The 24,236-nt window shown below is 73.7% G+C and carries 10 protein-coding genes; 6 read left to right on the forward strand and 4 right to left on the reverse strand.

All coding sequences use genetic code 11. The annotated features are described in order from the left end of the window. Positions 1 to 20 precede the first annotated feature (20 nt). A complete protein-coding gene (locus tag MID12_RS03280) occupies positions 21 to 7,274 on the reverse strand; it encodes a non-ribosomal peptide synthetase (RefSeq protein WP_263164752.1) in 7,254 nt (2,417 codons plus the stop codon). 79 nt (positions 7,275 to 7,353) lie between these two features. Beyond that, the gene (locus tag MID12_RS03285) at positions 7,354 to 13,647 is read right to left on the reverse strand and encodes a non-ribosomal peptide synthetase (protein ID WP_263164754.1); all 6,294 of its coding nucleotides are present in this window, start codon (positions 13,645 to 13,647) and stop codon (positions 7,354 to 7,356) included. A 799-nt stretch (positions 13,648 to 14,446) separates the two neighbouring features. Here MID12_RS03285 and MID12_RS03290 point away from each other — a divergent pair. From MID12_RS03290 to MID12_RS03305, 4 genes are all read left to right on the forward strand, one after another. Continuing rightward, a complete protein-coding gene (locus MID12_RS03290) occupies positions 14,447 to 15,649 on the forward strand; it encodes a S8 family peptidase (protein ID WP_263164756.1) in 1,203 nt (400 codons plus the stop codon). Between the two features lie 848 nt (positions 15,650 to 16,497). Further along, complete coding sequence (locus MID12_RS03295; RefSeq protein WP_078845376.1) at positions 16,498 to 17,301, forward strand: GH25 family lysozyme; 804 nt, start codon at positions 16,498 to 16,500, stop codon at positions 17,299 to 17,301. Between the two features lie 149 nt (positions 17,302 to 17,450). Next, positions 17,451 to 18,584, forward strand: a complete 1,134-nt coding sequence (locus tag MID12_RS03300; RefSeq protein WP_040256124.1) for a glycoside hydrolase family 3 N-terminal domain-containing protein — start codon at positions 17,451 to 17,453, stop codon at positions 18,582 to 18,584. 306 nt (positions 18,585 to 18,890) lie between these two features. After that, positions 18,891 to 19,763, forward strand: coding sequence for a glutaminase (locus MID12_RS03305; protein WP_411577039.1), 873 nt, complete (start codon positions 18,891 to 18,893; stop codon positions 19,761 to 19,763). Positions 19,764 to 19,800: 37 nt separating this feature from the next. Here the strand turns inward: MID12_RS03305 and MID12_RS03310 are convergent, their stop codons facing one another. After that, a complete protein-coding gene (locus MID12_RS03310; protein ID WP_040246609.1) occupies positions 19,801 to 20,211 on the reverse strand; it encodes a hypothetical protein in 411 nt (136 codons plus the stop codon). A gap of 366 nt (positions 20,212 to 20,577) precedes the next feature. Here MID12_RS03310 and MID12_RS03315 point away from each other — a divergent pair, with 366 nt between their 5' ends. Together MID12_RS03315 and MID12_RS03320 are read left to right on the forward strand one after the other, a co-directional pair. Continuing rightward, positions 20,578 to 21,279, forward strand: a complete 702-nt coding sequence (locus MID12_RS03315) for a response regulator transcription factor (protein ID WP_040246611.1) — start codon at positions 20,578 to 20,580, stop codon at positions 21,277 to 21,279. After that, entirely contained in the window at positions 21,276 to 22,697 is a 1,422-nt protein-coding gene (locus tag MID12_RS03320) for a sensor histidine kinase (RefSeq protein ID WP_263164761.1), read from the forward strand. Before MID12_RS03315 ends, MID12_RS03320 begins: the two co-directional genes overlap by 4 nt. A gap of 99 nt (positions 22,698 to 22,796) precedes the next feature. Here the strand turns inward: MID12_RS03320 and MID12_RS03325 are convergent, their stop codons facing one another. Further along, entirely contained in the window at positions 22,797 to 24,152 is a 1,356-nt protein-coding gene (locus MID12_RS03325; RefSeq protein WP_263164763.1) for a DUF1501 domain-containing protein, read from the reverse strand. Positions 24,153 to 24,236 lie beyond the last annotated feature (84 nt).

Consider the following 24,236-nt stretch of genomic DNA (forward strand, 5'->3'; position numbering starts at 1 on the left):
GCGGGCGGGGGTGGCGGTCGTCATCGCGGCTCCCCCTGTTCCAGGGCGGTGAGCAGGTCGGCGATGCCCGCGACCCGGGGCTCGGCCATCATCGACATGTGATCGCCGTCGCTGATGTGCAGGGTGAGACCGCCGCGGGCGGTCTCCCGCCATCGGGCCACGTACGTCTCGTGGTCGACGTCGAGGCCGGGCATCGGGACGCCGCGCCGCAGGCCGGCGGCCTCGCTGCCGAGGACCAGGTGGATGTGGCCGGGGTAGGGGCGGACCTCGTAGGAGGCCAGGGCGGCCAGCAGGGAGTGCCAGACCTCGATGGGGGCGTTCTCGACGAGGGCTGCCTCGGCCGGGCTCATGCCGACGCCCAGGAGGGTGGCGGTGAGTTCGGCGGTGGCCCGGTCGCGCTGCGGTGAGGGCGGCAGCTCCCGCAGGTGGTCCCGCAGGCGCAGCGCTTCGCGCAGGTCGCGGGTGACGCCGTCCAGGCGGGCGCGGGCGGCGAGGTTGGGCAGATAGGGCTCGATGAGGACGAGCGGGGCGGCGGGGTGTCCGGCCTGGTGGAGCTGGGTGGCCATCTCCAGGGCGATGTTGGCGCCCATGGACCAGCCGAGCAGGGCGTGGGGGCCCGGCACGCCGCGGTCGGTGATCTCGGCGGCGTAGTTGGCGGCGATGCCGGTGACGGTGGAAGGGTCGACGCCGCCAAGGAGTCCGCGGGCCTGGAACGCGTGGACGGGACGGCCGGGCGACAGGGCCCGGGCGAGCGGGACGAACCAGGCGGCGCTGCCCCCGGTGGGGTGCACGCACCACAGGGGTTCCCCGGTGCCCTCGCGCAGCCGTACCTCGGAGGTCACGGTCGTGGGCAGCGTCTGGCCCGTCGCGCGGGTGGCGTGGGCGGCGAGGCGGGCGAGGGTGGGGTGTTCGATCAGGTCGCCGACGGTGACCGGGAGTCCGCGTCCGGCGGCCATGAGGGAGACGCGGACGGTGGACAGAGAGCTGCCGCCGATACGGAAGAAGTCGTCGTGTACTCCGATGCGGGACAGGCCCAGGACTTCGCGCCAGATCTCGCCGAGGATCCGTTCGGCCGGGGTGGTGGGCGCCACGTAGTCGGTCCCGTCCTGGTCGAGTTCGGCCGGCGGCAGGGGCAGTGCCCGCTTGTCGATCTTTCCGCTGCTGTTGACGGGCATCTCGTCCAGGGCGACGAACCGGGACGGGACCATGTATCCGGGGAGGCTGGTGCGCAGGGCGCCGCGCAGGTTCTCGGGCGTGGGCCGGTCGGCGCCGGGCGCGGTGACGAGGTAGGCGACAAGGGCCGGTTCGCCGCCGGGCAGGTCGGTGCGGTGCAGGACGACGGCCTGCCGGATTCCGGGCAGTTGCCGCAACGCGTGCTCGATCTCGCCGAGTTCGATGCGGAAGCCGCGCAGTTTGACCTGGGCGTCGCGGCGGCCGAGCCACTCCACCGTGCCGTCGGGCCGGTAGGCGCCGAGGTCACCGGTGCGGCAGAGCCGTTCGCCCGGCTCGCCGTAGGGGTCGGGGACGTAGGCGGCGGCGGTGAGGGCGGGACGGCCCAGGTAGCCGCGGCCGACGGCGAGTCCGCCGAGGTGGATCTCGCCGGGGACGCCGACGGGGACGGGCTGGAGGTCGTCGTCGAGTACGTGGACGCGAGTGTTGCGGATGGGGGTGCCGATGGGCGGGCGGCCGCCGCCGGGGGCGAGGTCGGCGGCGACGGACCACACGGTGGTCTCGGTGAGGCCGTAGACGTTCTGGAAGCGGCGGCCGACGGCCCAGCGGTCGGCGAGTTCGGCGGGGCAGGCCTCGCCGGCGACCTGGAGGACGCGCAGGTCGGGGAAGGTGTCGTCGCCGAGGACGGCGAGGGCACTGGGCGGCAGCATCCCGCCGGTGATCCGGGCCTCGCGCAGGGTGCGGGCCAGGTCCGGTCCCGGGCGGAGGTCCTCCTTGGGCGCGGTGACGAGGCGTCCGCCGTTGGCGAGGGACCAGGTCAGTTCGAGGATGGAGGCGTCGAAGCCGAAGGAGGCGAACTGCAGGACCCGGTCCTCGGGGGTGGGGTCGACCAGGTCGCGCTGGCCTTCGAGCATGTTGGACAGACCGCGGTGTGCGATGGCGACGCCCTTGGGTACGCCGGTGGAGCCGGAGGTGTAGATCAGGTAGGCGAAGGTGTCGGCGTCGGCTTCGCGTCCCGGCACCGGTCCGAGGGGTTCGGCGGGCGCGTCCAGGTGGATCGTCGGACCGTCGAAGGGCACGGCCGCGTCCAAGGAGCGCTGGGTGAGCAGGACTCGCATGCCGCTGTCCTCGGCCATGAACGCGAGCCGTTCGGTGGGGTGCTGGGGGTCGAGCGGGACGAAGGCGCCGCCGGAGCGCAGCACACCGAGGGCGGCGCGCACCCAGTCCGGTCCCCGGTCGACGCAGATGCCGACCACCGTCTCGGGGCCGACGCCGAGGAGGCGCAGCCGCCGGGACACCTGTTCGGCCTGCTCGTGAAGGTGGGCGTAGGTCAGGGTCTCGCCGCGGTGTTCGACGGCGACGGCGTACGGAGTGCGGGCGGCCTGGGCGGCGACGTGCTCGTGGAACAGCAGGGGCGAGGGGGCCAGTTCGGGGCCGCTCGCCCAGTCGAGGACGGTGGCGCGGGCGGGTCCGGTGGCGGTGGGGCGGGTGACGGGGGCGTGCGGGTCGGCGGTCATGGCCTCCAACTGGGCCACGTACACGTCGGCGACCTGTTCGGCGGTGACGGGGGCGACGTAGACCGGGTCGGCGTCCAGGGTGAAGGCGTTGACGCTCGCGTTGACCAGCAGGGGGAACATGGTGCGGGCGATCTCCAGGGAGTCGTCCCAGGAGTCGTGGGCGAGGCGGTGGAAGTTGACGTAGTTGAAGACGGCGTCGGTCAGGTTCGGTTCGGTGGGGCGCAGCCGGGCGATGCGGACCAGGGGCACCCGGCGGTGCGGGAGCATGTCCTGCTCGGCGGTGAACACGTCCCGCAGGTAGGTGAGCCAGTCGCCGCGCGGGCGGTCGACGCCGAACGGGACGGTGTTGAGGAACAGGCCGCGCATCCGGTCGGCGCCGGGCACCTCGGGGCGGCCGTTGGTGACGAGGCCGACGCTGTGGCCTCGGACGCTGTCGTCCCGGTCGGCGAACAGGCTCATGGTGTGGTGGAAGGCCGCGACGAGCACGGTGCGGCGGGGCACGCCTGCCTCCTTGGCGAGGCGGCCGATGCGTGCGGCGAGGTGGGCGTAGGAGCGCCGCACCTCGTGCACGGGCGGTTCGCCTGCGGGGACCGCCCCGGCGCGGCGGCGCAGGGTGACGGGGCGCAGTGCGGCGAGCCGGTCGTGCCAGTAGGCCAGGGAGTCCTCGCTGTCGAGGGCGGCCCGCTCCAGGGCGACGTACTCGGCGAAGGCGGGGACGCTCGGCGGGCGCGGGGCGGTGCGATGGGTGACGGCCTCCCGGTGCAGGGCCAGCAGGTCGGCCACGAGGGAGGTCAGGCTCCAACCGTCGAGGACGACATGGCAGTCGGTGAGGACCAGGCGCAGGTCGTGGTCGGTGATGTGGTGCAGGTGGATCCGGACGAGGGGGGCGGTGGCGAGGTCGAAGCGGCGGTCGAACTCCTCGTCGACGAACAGGCGCAGCCGGTCCCGCTGTTCCTCGCGGGGCAGGCCGCGCAGATCGGTGTAGCCGACGGGCAGGTGGGCGGCGCGGTGGACGAGCTGGAGGGGTTCGCGGTAGGTGACGAGGTCGACGGAGGTCCGCAGGATGGGATGGGCGGCGACGAGCGCGTCGGCGGCGGCCTGGAAGGCGGCGGCGTCGAAGCCCTCGGGGACGGTGATCTTCAGGTCGGTGACGTTGTGGTAGGCGCCGCGCCGGGGGTCGGCGAGCATCTCGTGCAGCATGCCCGCCTGGAGCATGGTGAGCGGGTAGGCGTCGGCGAGACCGTCCGGGAGGCGGTCCGTGTCGGCCGGGTCGATCTGCGAGAAGGGGGCGACCGGTTCGGGGGCCTCGGCCGCCGCGGTGACGCGTTCCGCGAGATCGGCGAGGGTGCGGGCCCGGAAGACGTCGGCGACGGTGAAGCCGAGTCCGGCGAGCCGGCCGACGCCGACCAGGCGCAGCGCGAGGATGGAGTCGCCGCCCAGGTCGAAGAAGTTGTCGGTGCGGCTGACGTGTTCGACGCCGAGGACCTGGCCGAACACCTCGGCCAGGGTCCGTTCGGTGGTTCCCTCGGGGGCGAGGTGCGCGGAGCGTGCGGCCGTGGTGGGGCGGACGGCGGTGAGGGCGGCGCGATCCACCTTGCCGTTGGCGGTCAGGGGAAGCCGCTCGTGGCGGACGAAGAGGGCGGGGACCATGTACTCGGGCAGGGCCAGCCGGAGGCGTTCCCGCAGGGCGGGCGCGTCCAGGGGGCGGCCCTCGGGGGTGACGACATGGGCGACCAGGCGCGCGGTGCCGTCGTCGGGGCGAGCGACGACTGCGGTGTCGGCGACACCGGGCAGGGCGCGCAGGGCGGTCTCGATCTCGCCGGGTTCGATGCGGTAGCCGCGGATCTTGACCTGGTGGTCGGCGCGGCCGACATAGGCGAGCTGTCCGTCGGGCAGGACGCGGACGAGGTCGCCGGTGCGGTACATGCGGGTGCCGGGGCCGGCGAAGGGGTCGTCGAGGAAGCGTTCGGCGGTCAGCTCGGGCCGGTTGCGGTAGCCGCGGGCCACTCCGGCGCCGGAGACGTGGAGTTCGCCGACGGTGCCGTGCGGGACGAGGCGTCCCCAGGTGTCCAGCACGTAGCCATGGGCTCCGGTGAGAGGTCGTCCGACGGGTGAGCGGACGGCGCCGTGGACGTCGTCCTCGGTGATGGTGCGGATCGTGACGTGGACGGTGGTCTCGGTGATGCCGTACATGTTCACGAGCGCCGGGCGGGGTCCGGCGGCGGTGAACCAGTCGCGGTAGTCCCGTACGTCGAAGGCGTCTCCGCCGAAGACGACGGTGCGCAGGGCGAGGTCCCGGAAGTCGGCCCCGGTCTCCCGCAGATGGGCGCGTAGCCCCTTGAACGCGGCCGGGGTCTGGTTGAGGACGGTGACGCCGTCCTCGCGCAGCACCCGCAGCACGGCGGCCGGATCGCGCACCTGGTCGGCGGTGAGGACGGCGACGCGGCCACCGGTGGCGAGCGGGGCCCACAGCTCCCAGACGGAGAAGTCGAACGCGGGCGAGTGCATCAGGGTCCACACGTCGGCGGGGCCGAAGTCGAAGTGCCGGTCGGCGGCACCGAGCAGCCAGGCCAGGTTGCCGTGGGTGATCTCGACGCCCTTGGGACGGCCGGTGGAGCCGGAGGTGTAGATGACATAGGCGAGGTCGTCCGGGGCGGGGACGGTGTCCGGTCCTTCGGGTACGGCCTCGGCCGCGTCGGGGGCGTCGAGTTCCAGGAGCCGGGCCGGCAGTGCCTCGACGGCGTGGCGGGTCGCGGTGTCGGTGACGATGAGTCCGATGCCGGAGTCGGTGACCGTGAACGCGCGGCGGGCCGTGGGGTGGCTCGGGTCGAGGGGCAGGTAGGCGGCTCCGGCCCGCCAGACGGCGAGGAGGGCGACGGCGAGGTCGGGGGTGCGGTCAAGGCAGACGCCGACGAGGGAGCCCGCGGTGACGTCGGCCGCGCGCAGGCGCCGGGCCAGTGCCGTGGCGCGGGCGTCGAGTTCGGCGTAGGTGAGGGAGCGGCCCGAACCGGTGACGGCCACCGCGTGCGGGGTGCGGGCGATGTGGTCGGCGAGGCGGTCGGCGGCGGTGCGCGGGGCCGGGCCGCGGTCGGTGACGGTGTGTGCGGGGCCGTCGGGTCCCAGCAGGTGGGCGCGCTCGGCGGCGCCGAACGGGTCGGCGGTGCTCAGCGGGGCGTCGGGGGCGGTACGGAAGGCCTCAAGGAAGCCGACGGTGTGCCGGGCGAGCGCCGCGACGGACTCCTCGGCGAACAGGTCGGGCCGGTAGACGAAGGCGAGTTCGGTGGGTCCGGCGCCGTCGCGCAGGTCGAGGGTGAGGTCGAACTTGGCGGTGGTGAGCCCGATCCGGTAGGGCGTGCCGTTCGCCCCGCCGAGCGCGAGGGTGCCCGAGCCGGTCTCGGTGTGCGTGTACAGCACCTGGACCAGCGGGTTGCGGGCGAGGTCGCGTTCGGGGCTGAGTGCGTCCACGACCTTCTCGAAGGGCAGCGACTGGTGGGAGAACGCCTCCAGGACGCGTTCGCGGGTGCGGGCGAGCAGGGCGGTGGGGGTCGGGTCGTCGGAGAGGTCGCCGCGCAGCACCAGTGTGTTGACGAAGAAGCCGACGACGTGTTCCGTCTCGGTCCGTTCCCGGTTGGCGACGACGGTGCCGACGGCGATGTCGTGCTGGCCGCTGTGCAGGGCGAGCGCGGCCTGGAAGGCGGCCAGCACCGTCATGTAGGGAGTCGTCCCGGCCCGGCGTCCCAGCGCGGCAAGCGCGTCGTTCAGGGCGGGGGGCAGGGTGACGGTGTGGACGGCGCCGCGGCCGGACGGGGTGTCGGGGCGCGGGTGGTCGGTGAGCAGGTCCAGCGGGGTGAGTCCGGCGAGCCGGCCGGTCCAGTGGTCGAGGGCGGCGCTCTGGTCGTCGGCGCGCTGCCAGATCGCGTAGTCGGCGTAGTCCAGGGGCGGTTCGGGCAGCTCCGCGCGGCGCCGTCCGGTCCTGGCGCGGTACAGCTCGGCCAGGTCGCGCACGAGGATGTCGAGGGACCAGCCGTCGGAGACGATGTGGTGCATGCCGAGCACGAGGACGTGGTCGTCGTCGGCCGCGCGGACGAGGGTGGCGCGGAAGGCGGGTTCGGCGGCGAGGTCGAAGGGGCGCAGGGCGGCGGCGTGGACGGCGGCGTCCAGGTGCCGGGAGCGGCTCTCCCGGCCCGGGGCGCTCACGTCGACGACGTCGAGGGCGGTGCCGCCGGCGGGCAGGACGCGCTGGTACGGGACGCCCTCGTGCTCGGGGAAGACGACCCTCAGTTGTTCGTGGCGCTCGACGAGGTCGGCGACGGCGCCGCGCAGGGCCGGCACGTCCAGGGGGCCGGCGAGCCGCCATGCGGCGGGCAGCAGATAGGTGGGGGCCTTCGGGTCGAGCCGATCGAGGAAGTACAGGCGCTGCTGGGCGGCGGACAGGGGGATCCGCTCCGGCCGGGGCCGGACACGGACGGGTCCGTCGTCACACACGGCCGACCGGCCGCGCAGCCGCTGTTCCAGCAGGCGCCGGGCGGCCGGGGAGAGGCCGCCGTCCGCAGGGTGGGGACCGGGGCGTACGTCGGACGTGGTCATGAGGGCACTCCGAATCTCAGGTCTGCACAGGGTGGCGGGGTGCGGGCGCGGGCCGCGTCGGGGCGGCCCGCGCGGCCGATCACAGGTCCGCGGTCAGGGACAGGTCGATCTCGTCGTCGCTCATCTGCGAGATCAGTTCCAGCAGGCGGCGCTCCACCTCGGCGGCGAGCCGCTCGACGGTGGGGTGTTCGAACAGGTCGCGGACCTGGAAGGGGCAGTCGAAGGCGGTGCGCAGCCGGGAGGCGACGGAGACGGCGCGCAGGGACTGACCGCCGAGGGTGAAGAAGTCGTCGTGTACGCCGACCCGGGGCAGGTCGAGGATCTCGCACCAGATCTGGGCAACGACCGTCTCCGCGGGGGTCCGCGGTGGCACGAGGGCGTGCGGTTCCCGGGCGGCGGGGTCGGGCAGGGCGGCGGTGTCCAGCTTGCCCTGGACGGTGAGCGGCAGGGTGTCGAGCAGGACGAACGCGGACGGGACGAGGTAGCGGGGCAGTTGGGCCCGGCAGTGGGTGGCGAGGGCCTCCTCGGAGAGTCCGTCGCCGGTGACGTACCCGATGAGAGCGGGTTCCCCGTGCAGTGCGCGGACCAGGACGGCGGCGCCGCGCACGCCGGGGTGGGCGCGTAGGACGGCCTCGGCCTCGCCGGGTTCCACGCGGAAGCCGCGGATCTTGACCTGGTCGTCGTTGCGGCCGAGGAACTCCAGGTCGCCCGAGGGCAGTCGGCGTACGACGTCACCGGTGCGGTAGAGCCGGCTGCCGGGCTCGCCGTGGAGGTCGGGCACGAACCGTTCGGCGGTCAGGGCGGGCCGCTGCAGGTAGCCGTGGGCCAGTTCCGGGCCGCCGATGAGGAGCTCGCCGGGGACTCCGTACGGGGCGAGCTCGTCGCGGGCGTCGACGACATAGGTGCGGCGTCCGCCCAGGGCGCGGCCGATGGGCACTCGGCCGTCGGGGCGGGCCCGGACGGTGTGCGCGGTCGCGGAGACAACCGTCTCGGTGGGGCCGTAGGTGTTGACGACGGGCACGCCGGGAAGGTGCGCGAACCAGCGGTCCAGGGGGTCGGCGGGCAGTGCTTCCCCACCGGTCACCAGCAGCCGCAGCGTGGCCAGCCGGGGGGCCAGCGCGTCCAGGCGGGCCACGAGCTCCGCCCAGTAGGAGGGGGTGAGTTCCATGACGGTGACGCCGGTCGCGGCGACCCGGTCGGCGAGTTCCTCCGGCGTCCAGATCTCGTCGGGCCGTACGACGACGCTCGCGCCGACGCTGAGCGCGGGCAGCGTCTGCTCCAAGGAGGCGTCGAAGGAGGTCGAGGCGAAGGTGAGGACCCGGTCGTCGCCGGTCAGCCCGAACAGGTCGCGGGCAGTGGCGACATGGGCGTCCAGGGCGTGGTGCTCGACGCCGACCGCCTTGGGCCTGCCGGTGGAGCCCGAGGTGAAGATGACGTAGGCGAGGTCGAGGGGACGGGGGGTGTGCCGGGGTCCGTCGGGACGGGACGGGGCGGTGTCGGCGCGGATGGTCCGGACGCCGAGCGGGACGACGGTCTCCTCGGTGCGCGCGTCGCACAGCACATGGCGCACGCCCGCCTCCCGGAGCATGTGGCGCAGGCGGTCCGGCGGGAGCCGGGGGTCGAGCGGCACGTGGACGCCTCCCGCGCGCCACACGGCGAGCATGGCGGCGATCGCTTCCGTTCCGCGGCCCAGGCACACGCCGACCCGGTCGGCGGGGGTGGCGCCCGCGTCGGTGAGGGCGGCGGCGATGCCCGCGGTGCGGGCGTCGAGTCCGGCGTAGCTGAGGGTGGTGCCCTCGCACACGACGGCGGTCGCGTCGGGGGGTCCCGTCACCGCGAAGGCGGGTGCCCGGCCGACGGTGTGTCCGGCGGCCGAGAGCAGGGCGTCGCGTTCGTCGGGCGAGAGGAGGGGCGCTTCGTCGACGCGGACGTCCGGTCTGGTCAGGAGCGTGTGCAGGACGCGGCCCAGGTGGCTGGCGAAGCGGGTGGCGGTGGCCGGGTCGAAGAGGTCGGCGGCGTACTCGACGTTGAGGGCGAGGGCGCTGTCGCGGACGACGTAGGTGGCGGTGAGGTCGAACTTGGCCGAGTTCCAGGGCAGGGCGAGGTCGGTGGCGTCCAGGCCTGGGAGCGCGGAGCGGCTGGTGGAGGAGTCCTGGACGTCGACCATGACCTGGAAGAGCGGGTTGCGGGACAGGTCGCGTTCGGGGCGCAGCCGTTCGACGACCTTGTCGAAGGGGACGTCCTGGTGGTCGAAGGCGCCGAGGACGACGTCACGGACGCGGTCCACGAGGGTGCCGAGCCGGGGCCGGCCGGAGAGGTCCGTGCGCAGGACGACGGTGTTGACGAAGAAGCCGACGAGGGGCTCCAATTCGAGGCGTCCGCGCCCGGCGACGGGGGTGCCGACGGCGATGTCGCTCTGTCCGGTCCAGCGGGCCAGGACGGCCTGGGCCGCGGCGAGCAGCACCATGAAGCGGGTGGCGCCGTGGGCGCGGGCGAAGGTGTCGACCCGGTCGAGGAGTCCGGGCGGCAGGGCGACCTCGACGGCGCCGCCGCGCCCGGTGAACGCGGCGGGGCGGGGCCGGTCGGTGGGCAGGTCCAACACCGGGGTGTTCTCAAGTGCCTTTTCCCAGTAGGCGAGTTGGGGTTCGAGGGCGCCGTTGTCGGCACGGTCGCGCTGCCAGACTGCGAAGTCGCCGTACTGCACGGGCAGTTGCGGCAGCCCGGCGGGGCGGCCCTGGGTGCGCGCGTGGTAGTGCTGGGCGAGTTCGTCGAGCAGGACGCCCTTGGACCAGCCGTCGGTGACGGCGTGGTGCAGGGCGATCAGCACGACATGGTCGTCGTCGGCCAGTTCCCACACGCCGGAGCGCAGCAGGGGCGGCCTGGCGAGGTCGAAGCGGCGGGTGGCGAAGGCAGCGGCGGCGGGTCGCAGCGCCTCGACACGGTCCTGTCCGCCGGGGGCCTCGGGCAGCCGCTCCCAGCGGAGCGGCACGCCGACGGGGTCGCACACCTCCTGCACAGGGCGGCCGTCGGTCTCGATGAGGGCGGTGCGCAGGACCTCGTGGCGGGCGACCAGGTCGTCCAGGGCCTGCTGCCAGGCGGAGCGGTCGAGGCCGCCGCGCACCCGCCAGCAGTACCACAGGAGATAGGAGTCGCCCCGGTCGGAGGTGCGGTCCAGGAACCACAGTCGCTCCTGGGCGAAGGACAGCGGCAGCGGCCGGTCGCGGTCGACGGGCACCACCTCGGTGCCGGCGTCAGCACGGGCGGCGGCCACTCGGGGAGCGAACCCGCGGACGGTGGGATGCTCGAAGACGGTGCGCAGTTCGATCTCGCGGCCCAGTCGCTGGGCGATCCGGGAGACGGCCATGGTGGCGAGCAGGGAGTGGCCGCCGAGGTCGAAGAAGCTGTCGTCGAGTCCGACCCGCTCCCGTCCCAGGACGTCGGCCCACACGTCGGCGACGATCCGCTCGGTCTCGTCGCGCGGCGCGGCGTAGGCGGGGCCGGCGGCGGAGCGGGTGTGCTCGGGGTCGGGCAGCGCGGACCGGTCGAGCTTGCCGGAGACTCCGACCGGCAGGGCGTCGAGGACGACGAACTCGGAGGGGACGGCGTGGTGCGGGAGGTGACGGGCGCACCAGGCGCGCAGTTCGGCCCGGTCCGGTGCGGCCGGGGCGTCGGGGGCGGGTACGACGTATCCGGTGAGGCTGCGTCTGGTGGCGCGGTCGGGGCGGGCGGCGGCCTGGGCGACGAGCGGGCAGGCTCGCAGGACGGTCTCGACCTCGCCGAGTTCGATACGGAAGCCGCGGATCTTGACCTGGTCGTCGCGGCGGCCGAGGAACTCCAGGTCCCCGCCGGGGGTCCAGCGTACGAGGTCGCCGGTGCGGTAGAGGCGTCCGCCGGGCAGCCCGTAGGGGTCGGGCACGAAGCGTTCGGCGGTCAGGGCGGGCCGGCCGAGGTAGCCGCGTGCCACCTCGGTACCGCCGATGAGGAGTTCCCCTCCGACGCCCACGGGGACGGGTTCGCCGTCGCCGTCGACGACGTAGACCCGGCGTTCGCCCAGCGGGCGGCCGATGGGCACGGTGTGGGCGGGCGGGTCGTCGGCGTCGTAGGTGGTGGTGGTGACGGTGGTCTCGGTGGGGCCGTAGGCGTTGACGACGCGGACGTGGGGGACGGCGGCGCGCCAGGCGGCGAGGGTGTCGGGCGGGACGGTCTCGCCGCCGAGGACGAGCAGGCGCAGGGTGCCGAGGGCGGCGGCGAGGCGGCGGTCCAGGGAGAGGGTGAGTTCGGCCCAGTAGGTGGGGGGCACGTTGACGACGGTGAGGGCGTGCCGTTGGACGATCTCGGGGACCTGGGTGGGCAGCCAGGGCTCGTCGGGGCGCATGACGACGGTGGCACCGCCGGTGAGGGCGGGCAGGATCTGGTCGAGGGAGGCGTCGAAGGAGAAGGACGCGAAGGCGAGGACGCGGTCGGCGGCGGTGATGCCGAAGCGTGCGCGGGCGGCGGCGACATGCGAGGCGAGAGCGGCGTGTTCGACGCCGACGGCCTTGGGGTGTCCGGTGGAGCCGGAGGTGAAGATGACGTGGGCGAGCTCGCGCGGGTGCGGGTGGTGGCGGGGGCCGTCGGCGGCCGGGGTGACCGTGGTGACGTCGATCCGCGCGGGGGCGAGGCCGTCGGCGGCGGAGGCGGTCGCCGGGTCGCCGAGCACACAGGCGAGGCCGGCTTCCCGGGCCATGAACCGCAGCCGCCCATCGGGGAGTTCGGGGTCGAGGGGCACGTAGACGCCGCCCGCCCGCCAGATCCCCTCGACGGCGGCGACGGACCACGGTCCGCGACGCAGCAGGACGCCCACGGCGTCGCCCGGTGCGATGCCCGCGTCGATCAGGGCGGCGGCCAGTCCGCCCGTCATGGCGTCGAGTTCGGCGTAGGTGACGGTGTCGTCGCCGCAGCGCAGCGCGGTGGCGCCGGGGCTGCCGCGGAAGGCAAGGGGCGGCGCCGGGGCAGTGGCGTGATCGGGGGCGCGGTGCCAGTCCGGGCGGGGCCGGGCGAGGGTGCCGGGGCGGGGCGGCAGGGCGCGGGCCAGTTCCCGTACCGGGGTGTCGGGTGCGGCGAGGACGGCCCTCACCAGGGCCACGTACGCCTGGGCGAACACCCGCATGGTGGCGGCGTCGAAGAGGGCGGTGGCGTACTGGAGGAGGGCGGCGATGCTGCCGTCCGCGCGCAGGGTGAGGTCGAGGAAGACGTCCAGCGGGGTCTCGGCGAGCGGCGGTTCGACCAGGGACACCTCCAGGTCCGGCATCCGCATCGGCTGGATCGGAGTGTTGAGGAGGGTGAAGGAGGCCTGTGCGAGGGGGTGGCGGGACAGGTCGCGGGAACCGCCGAGGGCGCCGACGACCAGGTCGAAGGGCGCCTCGGCGTGGGCGAGGTCCACGGGGACGCGACCGCGCACCCGGTCGAGCAGGGTGGTGAAGCCGGGACTCCCGGCGAGGTCGGTGCGCAGGACCACCGTGTTGACGAACGGGCCGATGAGGGCGGCGGTGCCGGGGCGGGCGCGGTCGGCGAGGGTGCTGCACACGGCGATGTCGTCGCGGCCCGCCCAGTGGCCGAGGAGCGCCTGGTAGGCGGTGAGCAGGACCATGTAGCGGGTGACGCGTCGGGAGCGGGCGAAGCCGTCGACGGCGGCGACCAGGTCGGCGGGGAGGTCGAAACGGACGACGTCCCCGGAGCCGTCCCAGGTGCGCGGGCGGGGCCGGTCGGTGGGCAGGTCGAGCGGGGTGAGGCCGGTGAGCCGTTCGCGCCAGTGGCCGAGCAGGCGCTCCAGACGGGGGCCGCGCAGGCGTTCGGCCTGGGTACGGGCCAGGTCTGAGTAGGCGAGGGCGGGCGCGGCGACGGGGTCGCCGCGGTATCCGGCGGCGAGCTCGTCCAGCAGTACGCCCCACGACCAGCCGTCGACGGCGATGTGGTGCACCTCGACGAGCAGGAGGTGCTCGTCGGAGGCGACGCGGGCGAGGCAGGCGCGGACGGGTGGCTGCGCCGCGAGATCGACGGAGCGTCCCAGGCGGCGGGCGTACAGGTCGTCGGGGCCGGTGGCCTCGATGCGCTCCAGGGCGATGCCGCGCGGGGCGTCGACGACCGGGACGGGTTCGCCGTCGACGGCCGTGAACCGGGTGCGCAGCACCTCGTGCCGGTCGACGATCGCGGACAGGGCCCGGTGCAGCCGTTCCGGGTCGAGCGGGCCGTGTAGCCGCAGGATCAGCGGAAGCATGGAGCCGCTGGAGGAACCGGCGAGCTGGTCCATGAACCACAGCCGGCGCTGCGCGAAGGATGCGATCCGGGTGTCGACGCCGTCCAGAGCCCTCTCGGGGGCCGGTCCTGCTGTCACGTTGAGCCTCCAAGCCGTGTTTTGCAGCAGACTGCCGTCGGCGGACAGGGAGCCCATAGGGAAGAAGACGCAGCACCGCACGCAGAGTGGGCTGCCGGACCGGCTCCGCGCAGGTCCCGGGGTCCATTACGCGCGCTGTGCCCGTCGTCGACCGGCCACGCCCCGTCCCGGCGGACGGCGGGCGGAACCTCGCCCGAAATACATGTAACGCACACACAGATCGGCTCACCTGCGAGACCGTCGCACGCGGAAGCCGGGTACACGAGGCGTGGGCAGCAACGCCGGACAGCACGAGGGCCGACTGGCGGGACGCGGCGCGCGGCGGCGAGCCAGGACACTGACGGAGGCTGCCTGGTTCCCCGCGATCCTCTTCCTCGGGTTCCTGACCTGCGCAAAGCGGCCAAGGAACTCAACGACCATCTCGACTTCCACGACGCCCTGCCGCCGCTCCGCTCGCGGGACACCCCTGTGCATCCACCGCCGGGGCCACACCGCACTCGGCGGCCAACCACCGATCAGCCGCGTCAACAACCCTGCGAGTCAATACAGCTAGGGCTTCCGCGGCGGGACCCCGGGATCGGAACGGCGTATGGCCGCGGTGTAACGCGCACCGGGGGCGGGCACGCACGCTCACGGCATTTGCGGGGCTTCTTGTTGCGGGCGGTTGGCAGTGCCGTGATGACTACGTACAACTCTTGAGCCGTCACCGGGAGTTGCGAAGCATGACATGTACGCGACCGCCCCACAGGGGGGCCGCCGCGCTCCTCCCCCCTCACTCCCGAGACAGGAGACCCCTCACATGTCTGCTTTCCAGCGGTCCGGCAAGCGCTGGTTCGGTGTGGCCGTGGCGACCGCGGTCGCCCTCACCGCGGGTTCGACGATCGCCGCGCTGCCCGCCGGCGCGGCCCCCGCCGAGGGCACCGTGCTCGGCGCGGGCGCGCCCGGCGCGATCAAGGGACAGTTCGTCGTCCTGCTCGACGGCAAGGCCGGTGTCACCGCGAAGAAGGACATCGCCAAGAAGTACGGCGGCGAACTCGGCCGCAGCTTCGCCTCGATCAACGGCTTCTCGGCCGAGGGCCTCAGCGGCGCCGAGGCCCGGAGACTGGCCGCCGACCCGGCCGTCGACAAGGTGGTCCAGAGCAAGACCTTCACCATCGCCGCCACCCAGTCCTCCCCGCCGTCCTGGGGCCTGGACCGCGTGGACCAGAGCGATCTGCCCCTCAACGACGCGTACACCTACCCCGACTCCGCGGGTGAGGGCGTCACCGCGTACGTCATCGACACCGGGGTGCGCACCACCCACAGCGACTTCGAGGGCCGCGCCTCCTCCGGCTTCGACGCGGTCGACGGGGACGACGACGCCTCGGACGGCCACGGCCACGGCACGCACGTCGCCGGCACCCTCGCCGGTGCGGCCCACGGTGTGGCCAAGAAGGCCGAGGTGGTCGGGGTGCGGGTGCTCGACGACAACGGTTCGGGCACCACCGAGCAGGTCGTCGCGGGCATCGACTGGGTGACCCAGAACCACCAGGGCCCCTCGGTCGCCAACCTGAGCCTGGGCGGCGGCGCCGACGAGGCCATCGACACCGCGGTCCGCGAGGCCGTCGCCTCCGGTGTGACGGTGGCCGTCGCCGCGGGCAACTCCGCCGACGACGCCGCCGGCTACTCCCCGGCCCGGGTCTCGGAGGCGCTGACCGTCGCGGCCAGTGACGACGCGGACGGCCAGGCCTACTTCTCCAACTACGGCAGCTCGGTGGACCTGTACGCGCCGGGTGTGGACATCGTCTCCGACTTCAACACCGGTGACGACGCCACCACCACGTACTCCGGCACCTCGCAGGCCACCCCGCACGTGGCCGGTGCCGCCGCCGTCTACCTGGCCGGCCACCCGGAGGCCACCCCGGAGGAGGTCGCCACCGCGCTCGGTGACGCCGCCGCGGCCGACCGCATCACCAACCCGGGCGAGGGCACCCCGAACAAGCTGGTCCAGATCACCGAGTAAGGGCCCGCGCTGGAGCCGGCAGGTTCCCCGCCGCTGCCGCACTCGTCCCGACTCGAAACGTCAGGACGAGTGCGGCAGCGGTGCTGTCCGGGACCGCCCGGCGCCGGGGCCATTCGACGGGCCGATCTTCCCCATGGCGAACTCCATGTGCCATTTGCCCAATTCGGGATACGCGGGAGCCGCTTCGCCATTTCTAAAAGTTCCGTGTGTTCGCTTCTGTTTCCGCAGCTCACCGAAGTGCCCAATTGGTCTAGACCACTAACGAGCCGGAAGCCCCTTTACCGCACCCTCGTTTCATGGCTCACTATGACGTGTCCGCCTCAAGTAGACGCGCGTAGACCACAGTTGGAGTGCGGGAAGCGCGCGACGGTCCGCTTGAGGGGGATGCGCCCCATCTTGCTCGCCCATGCGTTCCGCCCACTCGGCCGTGCGCGCCAACGAGGGTTTCGCCCTCGTGCCGCGTGCACCACAGATGCGCCAGGAGGCAGCGTTGCTCCCGACCGAGTCCTGCTTTTCCCGGTCGCTCGTCCACGGCAATACGCCGTTCGCCTACGGCAATACAGCGGTGGCGGCGCCATGAGCAGCATTTCCAGAAATGTGGGCAAGGGGCGATTTCCACGGCATCCGGGACCATCCGCTCGCGACGGCGGAAGAAACCCCTGAGCCCTTTTGTCCGCCGCGTTCCGCTCCCTGGGGCGCGGCAGGCGCCACCGCACCGAAGGATCACCGACCACCACTGCATCTCATCCCTCGATCAGCAGGAGGAAGCCTTGTTCTCCCGAATCCTTTCCGCGAAGTCCGTGCAGCGAAGACTCACTGTGGCCGGTGTCCTGGGCGCGAGCGTGGCCATGACCCTCAGCATGACCTCGGGCACCGCCTCCTCGGCGCCGCTGCCCGACGACAACCCGGTGCCGGTGGGCCAGGGCTACATGGGTGTCGGCTACACGCAGGACAGCAAGGACTTCAAGCCCGACACCCAGGGTGTCCTCAAGGGCGCCCCGGGCACGGACCTCCTGGCGAACCCCGCGGGCATCGACGTCTCGCACTACCAGGGCGGGATCAACTGGGCCTCGGTCCGGGGCGCGGGCATCGAGTTCGCCTGGATCAAGGCGACCGAGGGCACCACGTACAAGGACCCGCAGTTCAGCGCCAACTACACCGGCGCCTACAACGCGAAGGTGATCCGGGGCGCGTACCACTTCGCGCGGCCCGACTCCTCCAGCGGTGCGGCGCAGGCGAACTTCTTCGCCAGCAACGGCGGCGCCTGGTCCCGCGACAACCTCACGCTCCCGGGCGTGCTGGACATCGAGGGCAGCTGCTACGGCAAGACGCCCGCGGCGATGCAGTCGTGGATCCTCGACTTCTACAACACGTACAAGGCCAAGACGGGCCGCGACGTGGTGATCTACACCAGCCCGAGCTGGTGGAACTCCTGCACCGGCGGCTGGAGCGGCATGGCCGCCAAGAGCCCGCTGTGGACTGCTCACTGGACCTCCGCGGGCAGCCCGAGCATCCCGAACGGGTTCTCGTCCTGGACGGTCTGGCAGTACACCTCCACGGGCTCGGTGGCCGGTGTCTCCGGGAACGTCGACCGGGACCGCTTCAACGGCGACCGCTCGCGCCTGCTCGCCCTGGCGAACAACACCGCGTGACGGCTGTCTGATCGGCTCCCTGGCGGAGCGGGCCGGTGTGGGCCCGCTCCGCCAGTTTTTTCCGGTGCCCGCGGGCACCCCCGTACCTCCCCACACCCGTATCCCCCCACGGGCCGGGCCGACCGGCCGTTCGCGAAAGAGAGATGGTCATGAGCTCCGCACAGCAGCCCCTCAGCCGACGCGGCGCTCTGCTCGCCGGTACGGCCGCCCTCGCCGCCGGTCTCGGACTGGCGGACCGCGCGGCCGCGGCCGGGCGCCCCGATCCCGCGCGACCGGCCGCGCTGACCCCGGAGCAGCGCGCCGGTCAGCGTGTCATCTACTCCTACCCGGGGCTCACTCCCCCGGCCTCGCTCCTTTCGGCGATCCGGGCGGGCCGTGCGGCCGGGGTGATCTTCTTCACCGAGAACGTGCAGAGCCTCGACCAGATCGCGGACGTCGTCCGGGAGCTGAACGAGGCGAACGCCTCCGCCCCCGTGAAGGCCCCGCTGCTCCTGATGACCGACCAGGAGGGCGGCATGGTGCGCCGTCTGCCGGGTGCGCCGGTGGCCTCCGCCAAGGACGTCGGCACCTCCGCGGACGCCGAGTTCCAGGCGACCTTCACCGGGACCGGCGCGGGCGACAACCTCGCGGGCGTCGGCATGAACGTCAACCTCGCCCCGGTACTCGACGTGTACCGCAAGGAGGGCGACTTCACCGACCAGTACGAGCGCTCGTACAGCAAGGACCCGCAGGCGGTGGGCGTGCTCGGCTCGGCCTTCGTGACCGCGCAGCAGGACGCGGGGGTCGCCGCCACCGCCAAGCACTTCCCCGGTCTCGGCCCCGCCACCGCGAGCCAGAACACCGACCAGCGGCCGGTCACCCTCTCCACCTCCGCCGCCACTCTGCGCAGCGTCGACGAGGCGCCCTACCGGGCGGCGATCTCCGCGGGCGTCAAGCTCGTCATGCTCTCCTGGGCGGTCTATCCGGCGCTGGACGCCGAGTTGCCCGCCGGTCTGTCCCCCACCGTGGTCGGCGAGTTGCGCGACCGGCTCGGCTTCACCGGCGTGACGGTCACCGACGCCCTGGAGGCCGGAGCCCTCGCGGACTTCGGCGGGGTGGCCGAGCGCGCGGTGGCGGCCGCCGGGGCCGGGATGGACCTGATCCTGTGCTCGGCCCGCGATGTCGGCCAGGGCGAGGACGCGGTGGACGCGCTGACCGGCGCCCTCGCGGACGGCACGCTCGACGGGGCCGACTTCGACGCGGGCGCCGCACGCGTCCGCGCCCTCCGCGACGGCCTCGCCTGAGGGCCCGGCACCGGCAGGGGGGATGACCGGCGGGAACGTTAGGGTCGGGGGTGCCCCCGGCGGCGGCTGACCGGCCACCGGCGTACGTTCCCGTCCGCGGGCGCTCCGCCCTCCGCCGCGCCCCCGCCCAGAACGCCGAGGAACACCGCCGTGTCCGATGCCGCCGCCCCCGCCCGTACGCAGAGCACGAGCAGCGCCGGGAGCGCTGCGGGCGCGGGCGGTTCGGTCGCGCCCGCCGGGCCCTCCTGCGCCGTGCCGTCCTCGGCCGGGCGGTTCCGCGAGGTGATCGACCGTATCGCCGGGGAGATGGCGCAGCTCACCGACCGCGGCAGCCCCGCCGACTACATCCCGGCCCTGGCCGGTGCCGACCCCGGCTGCTTCGGCATGGCGGTCGCGGAGCCGGACGGCACGGTCTACGGCGCCGGGGACTGGCGCCGGCCCTTCTCCGCGCAGTCCCTGACCAAGGTCTTCGCGCTCGCGCTCGTACTCTCCCTGGAAGGCGAGAGCCTGTGGCGGGGTGTGGGGCGCGAGCCCTCCGGCAACCCCTTCAACTCCCTGGTGCAGCTGGAGTACGAGAACGGCATCCCGCGCAATCCCTTCATCAACGCCGGTGCCCTGGTGGTCACCGACCGGCTCCAGTCGCTGACCGGGAACGCGGCGGAGCGGGTGCGGGAGTTGCTGCGGGTCGAGAGCGGCAGTCCCGGGATCGACTTCGTGCCGGAGATCGCCGCCTCCGAGTCGGCGCACGGCGACCGCAACGCCGCCCTCGCCCACTTCATGGCCGCCTACGGCAACATCACCACCCCGGTACCCGAGTTGCTCACCGCCTACTTCCGGCAGTGCTCCCTGGAGGCCTCCTGCGCGGACCTGGCCCTCGCCGGGTCCTTCCTCGCCCGGCACGGCGTCCGCGCCGACGGTTCGGCCCTGCTGACCCGCAGCCAGGCCAAGCAGGTCAATGCGGTGATGCTGACCTGCGGTACCTACGACGCGGCCGGGGAGTTCGCCTACCGGGTGGGGCTGCCGGGCAAGAGCGGGGTCGGCGGCGGGATCATCGCCGTGGTGCCCGGGGTGTGCACCCTGTGCGTATGGAGCCCGGGGCTCGACCGGCGCGGCAATTCGGTGGCGGGGGTCTCGGCCCTCGACCGGTTCACCACGCTCACCGGGCTGTCCGTCTTCTGAACCCTCGCGCTTCTCAAGCCTCGCGCCCGCCTGCCGGCTAGAACCGCTCCCCCGGTCCCACCCGGCGGTAGGCGGCACGGGCGTTGACGATCCGGGCCAGTGCGGTGCCGACGACGGCGGAGAGCAGCAGGCAGGTCAGCCAGGCCGAGTCGCGGGAGGCGGTCCAGGTGAGGGTGCCGGCGGGCGGGATCGCGAAGCCGTTGAGGAAGAGCCAGCACAGCAGGGCGGTCCCCGGCGCGGCGTCCATCCGGGAGCACAGGCCCAGTACGGCGGCGAAGAGCGAGAGCACGAGGAGCGCCAACGCGGGCCGCAGGCCGACCAGATGGTTGAGCACGGCCACCAGGATGAGCGCGCCGGTGGAGGCCGCCGCCCAGACGACCGGGTTGGCGACCGGCTCGGGAACCGACCGTGCCCCGGTACTGATACGCACCCACTCGATCCTGCTCATGACCCGATTCTCCTGTCCTACGCCGCTTCCCGGTACGGGAGTCGCCCACTCCGGCGCGGATGCGCCCCCGCGGGAACCGTGCGGCACCGCCGCCACGACGGGGCAGCCCGGATGTCCCCTGGCATCCGTGGGGGCACTTTCTCACTGTTCCGCCCGCCGTGGCCGCGGAATCGGCACCGCTGTCCGAGACGCTCCGGGGAACGCCGGAAAACCCCCGGTCCGCGCGGCCGCGATGCGGCGAACTCCCCTTCGCCACAGGCTTCCCGGGGCCGCGGACGGGGAGTTGTCCACAGGCTCGGGCCGCCCCGCAACGGGAAGCGGTACGGACTGGCATGATCGGGTGCCCAGGAGCGGGAGGGGGCCGAGGTGGCCGAGGGAGAGGGCAGGCGGGTGCTCGTCGTGGACGACGAACCGGCGCTGGTCGATGTGCTCGCGACCTCGCTGCGCTTCCTCGGCTACACGGTCGACGAGGCGGTGGACGGGCGTGCGGCCCTGCACGCGGCGCGGGAGAACCGGCCGGATCTGGTCCTCCTCGATGTGATGCTGCCCGACATGGACGGCTTCGAGGTGGTCCGGCGGCTGCGCGCGGGCGGCAGCGGGGTGCCCGTGGTCTTCCTCACCGCCCGGGAGAGCGGCAAGGACGTCGTCACCGGGCTCGACCTGGGCGCCGACGACTACATCACCAAGCCCTTCCGGCTGGACGAGGTCGCCGCCCGGGTCCGCGCGGTGATCCGCCGCACCGGGGCGGCCGCCGCCCCGCAGGTGCTGCGCTGCGCGGACCTGGAACTGGACACGGCCACCTACGAGGTGCGGCGCGGCGGCGTCCTGGTCGACCTCTCCCCCACCGAGTACCGGCTGCTGCACTGCCTGCTCCTCAACCGCGGCCTGATGCTGACCAAGGAGCAACTGATGGACCGCGTCTGGGACTACGGGGAGGGCGACCCGGCGGTGCTGAAGACCTATGTGTCGTATCTGCGCCGCAAACTCGACGCGCTCGGCGCACCGCTGATCCACACCCGGCGCGGGGTCGGCTACATGCTGCGCGAGCCGGAGCCGGACGCGCCATGAGGCGGCCCCCGCTCCCCCGGTCCCTGCGCGGCAGGCTGCTGCTCGCCCTCCTCGCCGCGGTCGGCGTGGTGCTCCTCGCGGTGGCCGCCTTCGTGTACGCCACGATGCGGGACTACCTCCTGGACCGCACCGACACCACCGCGCGGGCCGTGCAGCAGCGCGTGGTCCAGCAGATCAAGGAGGGCGAACGCCCCGGCGAGGGCCTCGGCACCGGCGCCCGGATGCTGGGCAGCACGGGGTACTTCATCGAGATCCGCGAACCCTCCGGCGCGATACGCCCCTTGGCGCCCCAGCTGCGGGATCCCGGGGCGGCGCCGCCCGAGGTGCCGAAGCCGCCGCGCGGCACCGGCGGCTCCCCGGTGACGGTCTCCGCCACGGACGGCTCCGGCCCCGGCTACCGGCTGCTGAACCGCAAACTGCCGGGGCGCCAGGGCGTTCTGGTCGTGGCGGTGCCGCTCACCGCCGTCGACGACGCGCTGGAGCGGCTGCTGCTGATCGAGGGCGCGGGCGCCGCGGCCGGTCTCGCCCTGGTCGCCGGGGCCGGATTCTGGATCGTACGGCGCGGGCTGCGGCCACTGGAGGCGATGGCCCGCGACGCGGACGCGATCTCCCGCGGTGAAGCGCCCTTGCGCATACGGGAGTCGGCGGAGACGGAGGTCGGGCGCCTCGGCCTCGCGCTCAACACGATGCTGCAGAAGCAGGGCGAGGCCTTCGCCCGCCAGGAGGGCATGCAGGAGCGGCTGCGCCGCTTCGTGGCGGACGCCTCCCATGAACTGCGCACCCCGCTCAGCGCGGTGCTCGGTTACACGGACCTGTACGCACAGGGCGCCCTGCCCGAGGAGCACCAGCGCGCCCAGGCCGTGGGCCGCATCGGCGACGAGGCCCTGCGGATGTCACGCCTGGTGGACGACCTGCTGCTGCTCGCCCGCCTCGACGCCCGGCGCGAACTGCGGGCCGAGGAGGTCGACCTCGCCCGTCTGGCCCGGGAGGCCGTCGAGGCGGCCCGGGTGGTCGACCCGGAGCGGCAGCTCGGCTTCGAGGCGGAGACCCCGGCGTATGTCACCGGCGACGAGGACGAACTGCGGCGGCTCCTGGACAATCTGCTCGCCAACGTCCGGGTGCACACCGCCCCGGGCACCCCCGCCGAGGTGCGCCTCACCGCGGAGAGCGGCGGCGGGATACGTATCGAGGTGGCCGACCAGGGCGAAGGCATCCCGCCGGAGGCCCTGCCGCATGTCTTCGACCGCTTCTACCGCGCCGAAGCGGGACGCCGCACCCGCGGCAGCGGCCTAGGCCTCGCCCTGGTCGCCGCGGTGGCGGCCGCCCACCGGGGCCGCTGCCTGGTCCGCAGCGCCCGCGGGCAGGGCACCACGGTCACGGTGGAACTGCCGGGCAGCGGGGCGGCGCACGGGAGTTGAGGCGGGAGCCCGGGGGCCGAGGCGAGCGGACGGACCGCGCCCGCGGGCCCGCGACCGGGACCACGGGCCCGCGGACCGGGAGCCGCCCGGAGAGCGCGCTCAGAGAAAGGCCAGGGTCTTCTCGTGGCCGTCGAGGATCTGCCCCGGCTCGGTGTCGAGCACCCGGTCCAGGAGGGTGGCGTACACATCGCGGAAGTCCGTGGTGGTGCTGAGGTCGCCGTCGACCAGCTTGGCAAGGCTGGGCTGGTCCCCGTAGAAGCCGCCGCGTACCGGCTCGCCGAGGAGGAAGACCGGGCCCGCGGTGCCGTGGTCGGTGCCCTGGCCCGCGTTGGCCCCCACCCGGCGGCCGAACTCGGAGTGGACGGCGACCACCACCCGCTTGCCCGCCTCGGTGCGCCGGATCCGGCCGAGGAAGGCGGAGAGGTCCTGGTCGAGTCGGGCGAGCAGCCGGGACTGGGTGCCCTTCTCATTGGCGTGGGTGTCGAAGCCGCCGAGGCTGACGCAGTAGACCCGGGTCCGCGCGCCCGAGGCCAACGCCCGCTCCACCAAGCCGAGTTGGGCGGCGAGCCCGCTCTGCCCGCCCGCCGAGGCGCCCTCGGCGGGCTTGTCCTCGTCCTCGTCCTCCTCCTCGGGGCTCTGCCGCCCGTCCTCCTCACCGGAGCCCTCCCCGGCGCCGTCCTCACCCTTGCCCTTGCCCTTGCCGTTCTTCTCTTCGCCGCCCCTGCCGTCCCCGGACTCCATCTTCTCCCCCGCCGCGAAGGTGTCGTCGACGCGCACCAGATCGCCGAGGGTGGCGGCGGCACGCTGCTGGAGCGGGTGGACCTCGGCCTGTTCCGCGGCGAGGTGGGTGCACACCGTCTGCCAGGCGTCCGGCAGCGGCGCCCGGCCCAGGGACACCGCGGCCCCCGACACCTTCTCCCCCGCGAGCACCGGCGGCAGGGTGGCGCCGAGCGAGACGGCGGTCAGCGGATCCGGCTTCGACTGGGCGTCCAGCCAGCGCCCGAGCCAGCCGGTGGGCGCGGGGCTCTCGGGGGAGGCGGTCTGCCAGATGGCCATGGACCGGAAGTGGCTGTGGTCCGGCTTCGGGTACGAGACCCCCCGGACCACGGCGAGCCGCTTCTCCTTCCAGAGGCCGTGGAAGCCCTTCATGCCGGGGTTCAGGCCCAGTTCCTCGCCGAGCGGCAGGACTTCGTCCTCCCCGTAGGCGAGGTCGGGGCGGGCGTCGCGGTAGTGCGGATCGGCCGCGGGGACAACCGTGTTGAGGCCGTCGTTGCCGCCGTACAGCGTGACCAGGACGAGTACGCCCGCCTCGCCTCCGGCACCCTCGCCGTCACCGGAGGCGAGGAGTTCGCTCGCCGAGTAGGCGGCGCCCCCGGCCAGCAGCACCCCGGCCGCGGACACTCCGCTGGCCTTCAGGAAACGCCTGCGCGTCCAGGTGTCCACGGTGGTCCTCACCGGCTTCCTCCTCGTTCGCCTTGATGCTTGTTTGCCTTGGTGCTTGTTCGCTTTGGTGCTCATCTGTCTTGGTGCTTGCGCGTC

The organism is Streptomyces sp. SCSIO ZS0520, from assembly GCF_025643355.1.
Lineage (GTDB): Bacteria > Actinomycetota > Actinomycetes > Streptomycetales > Streptomycetaceae > Streptomyces > Streptomyces physcomitrii.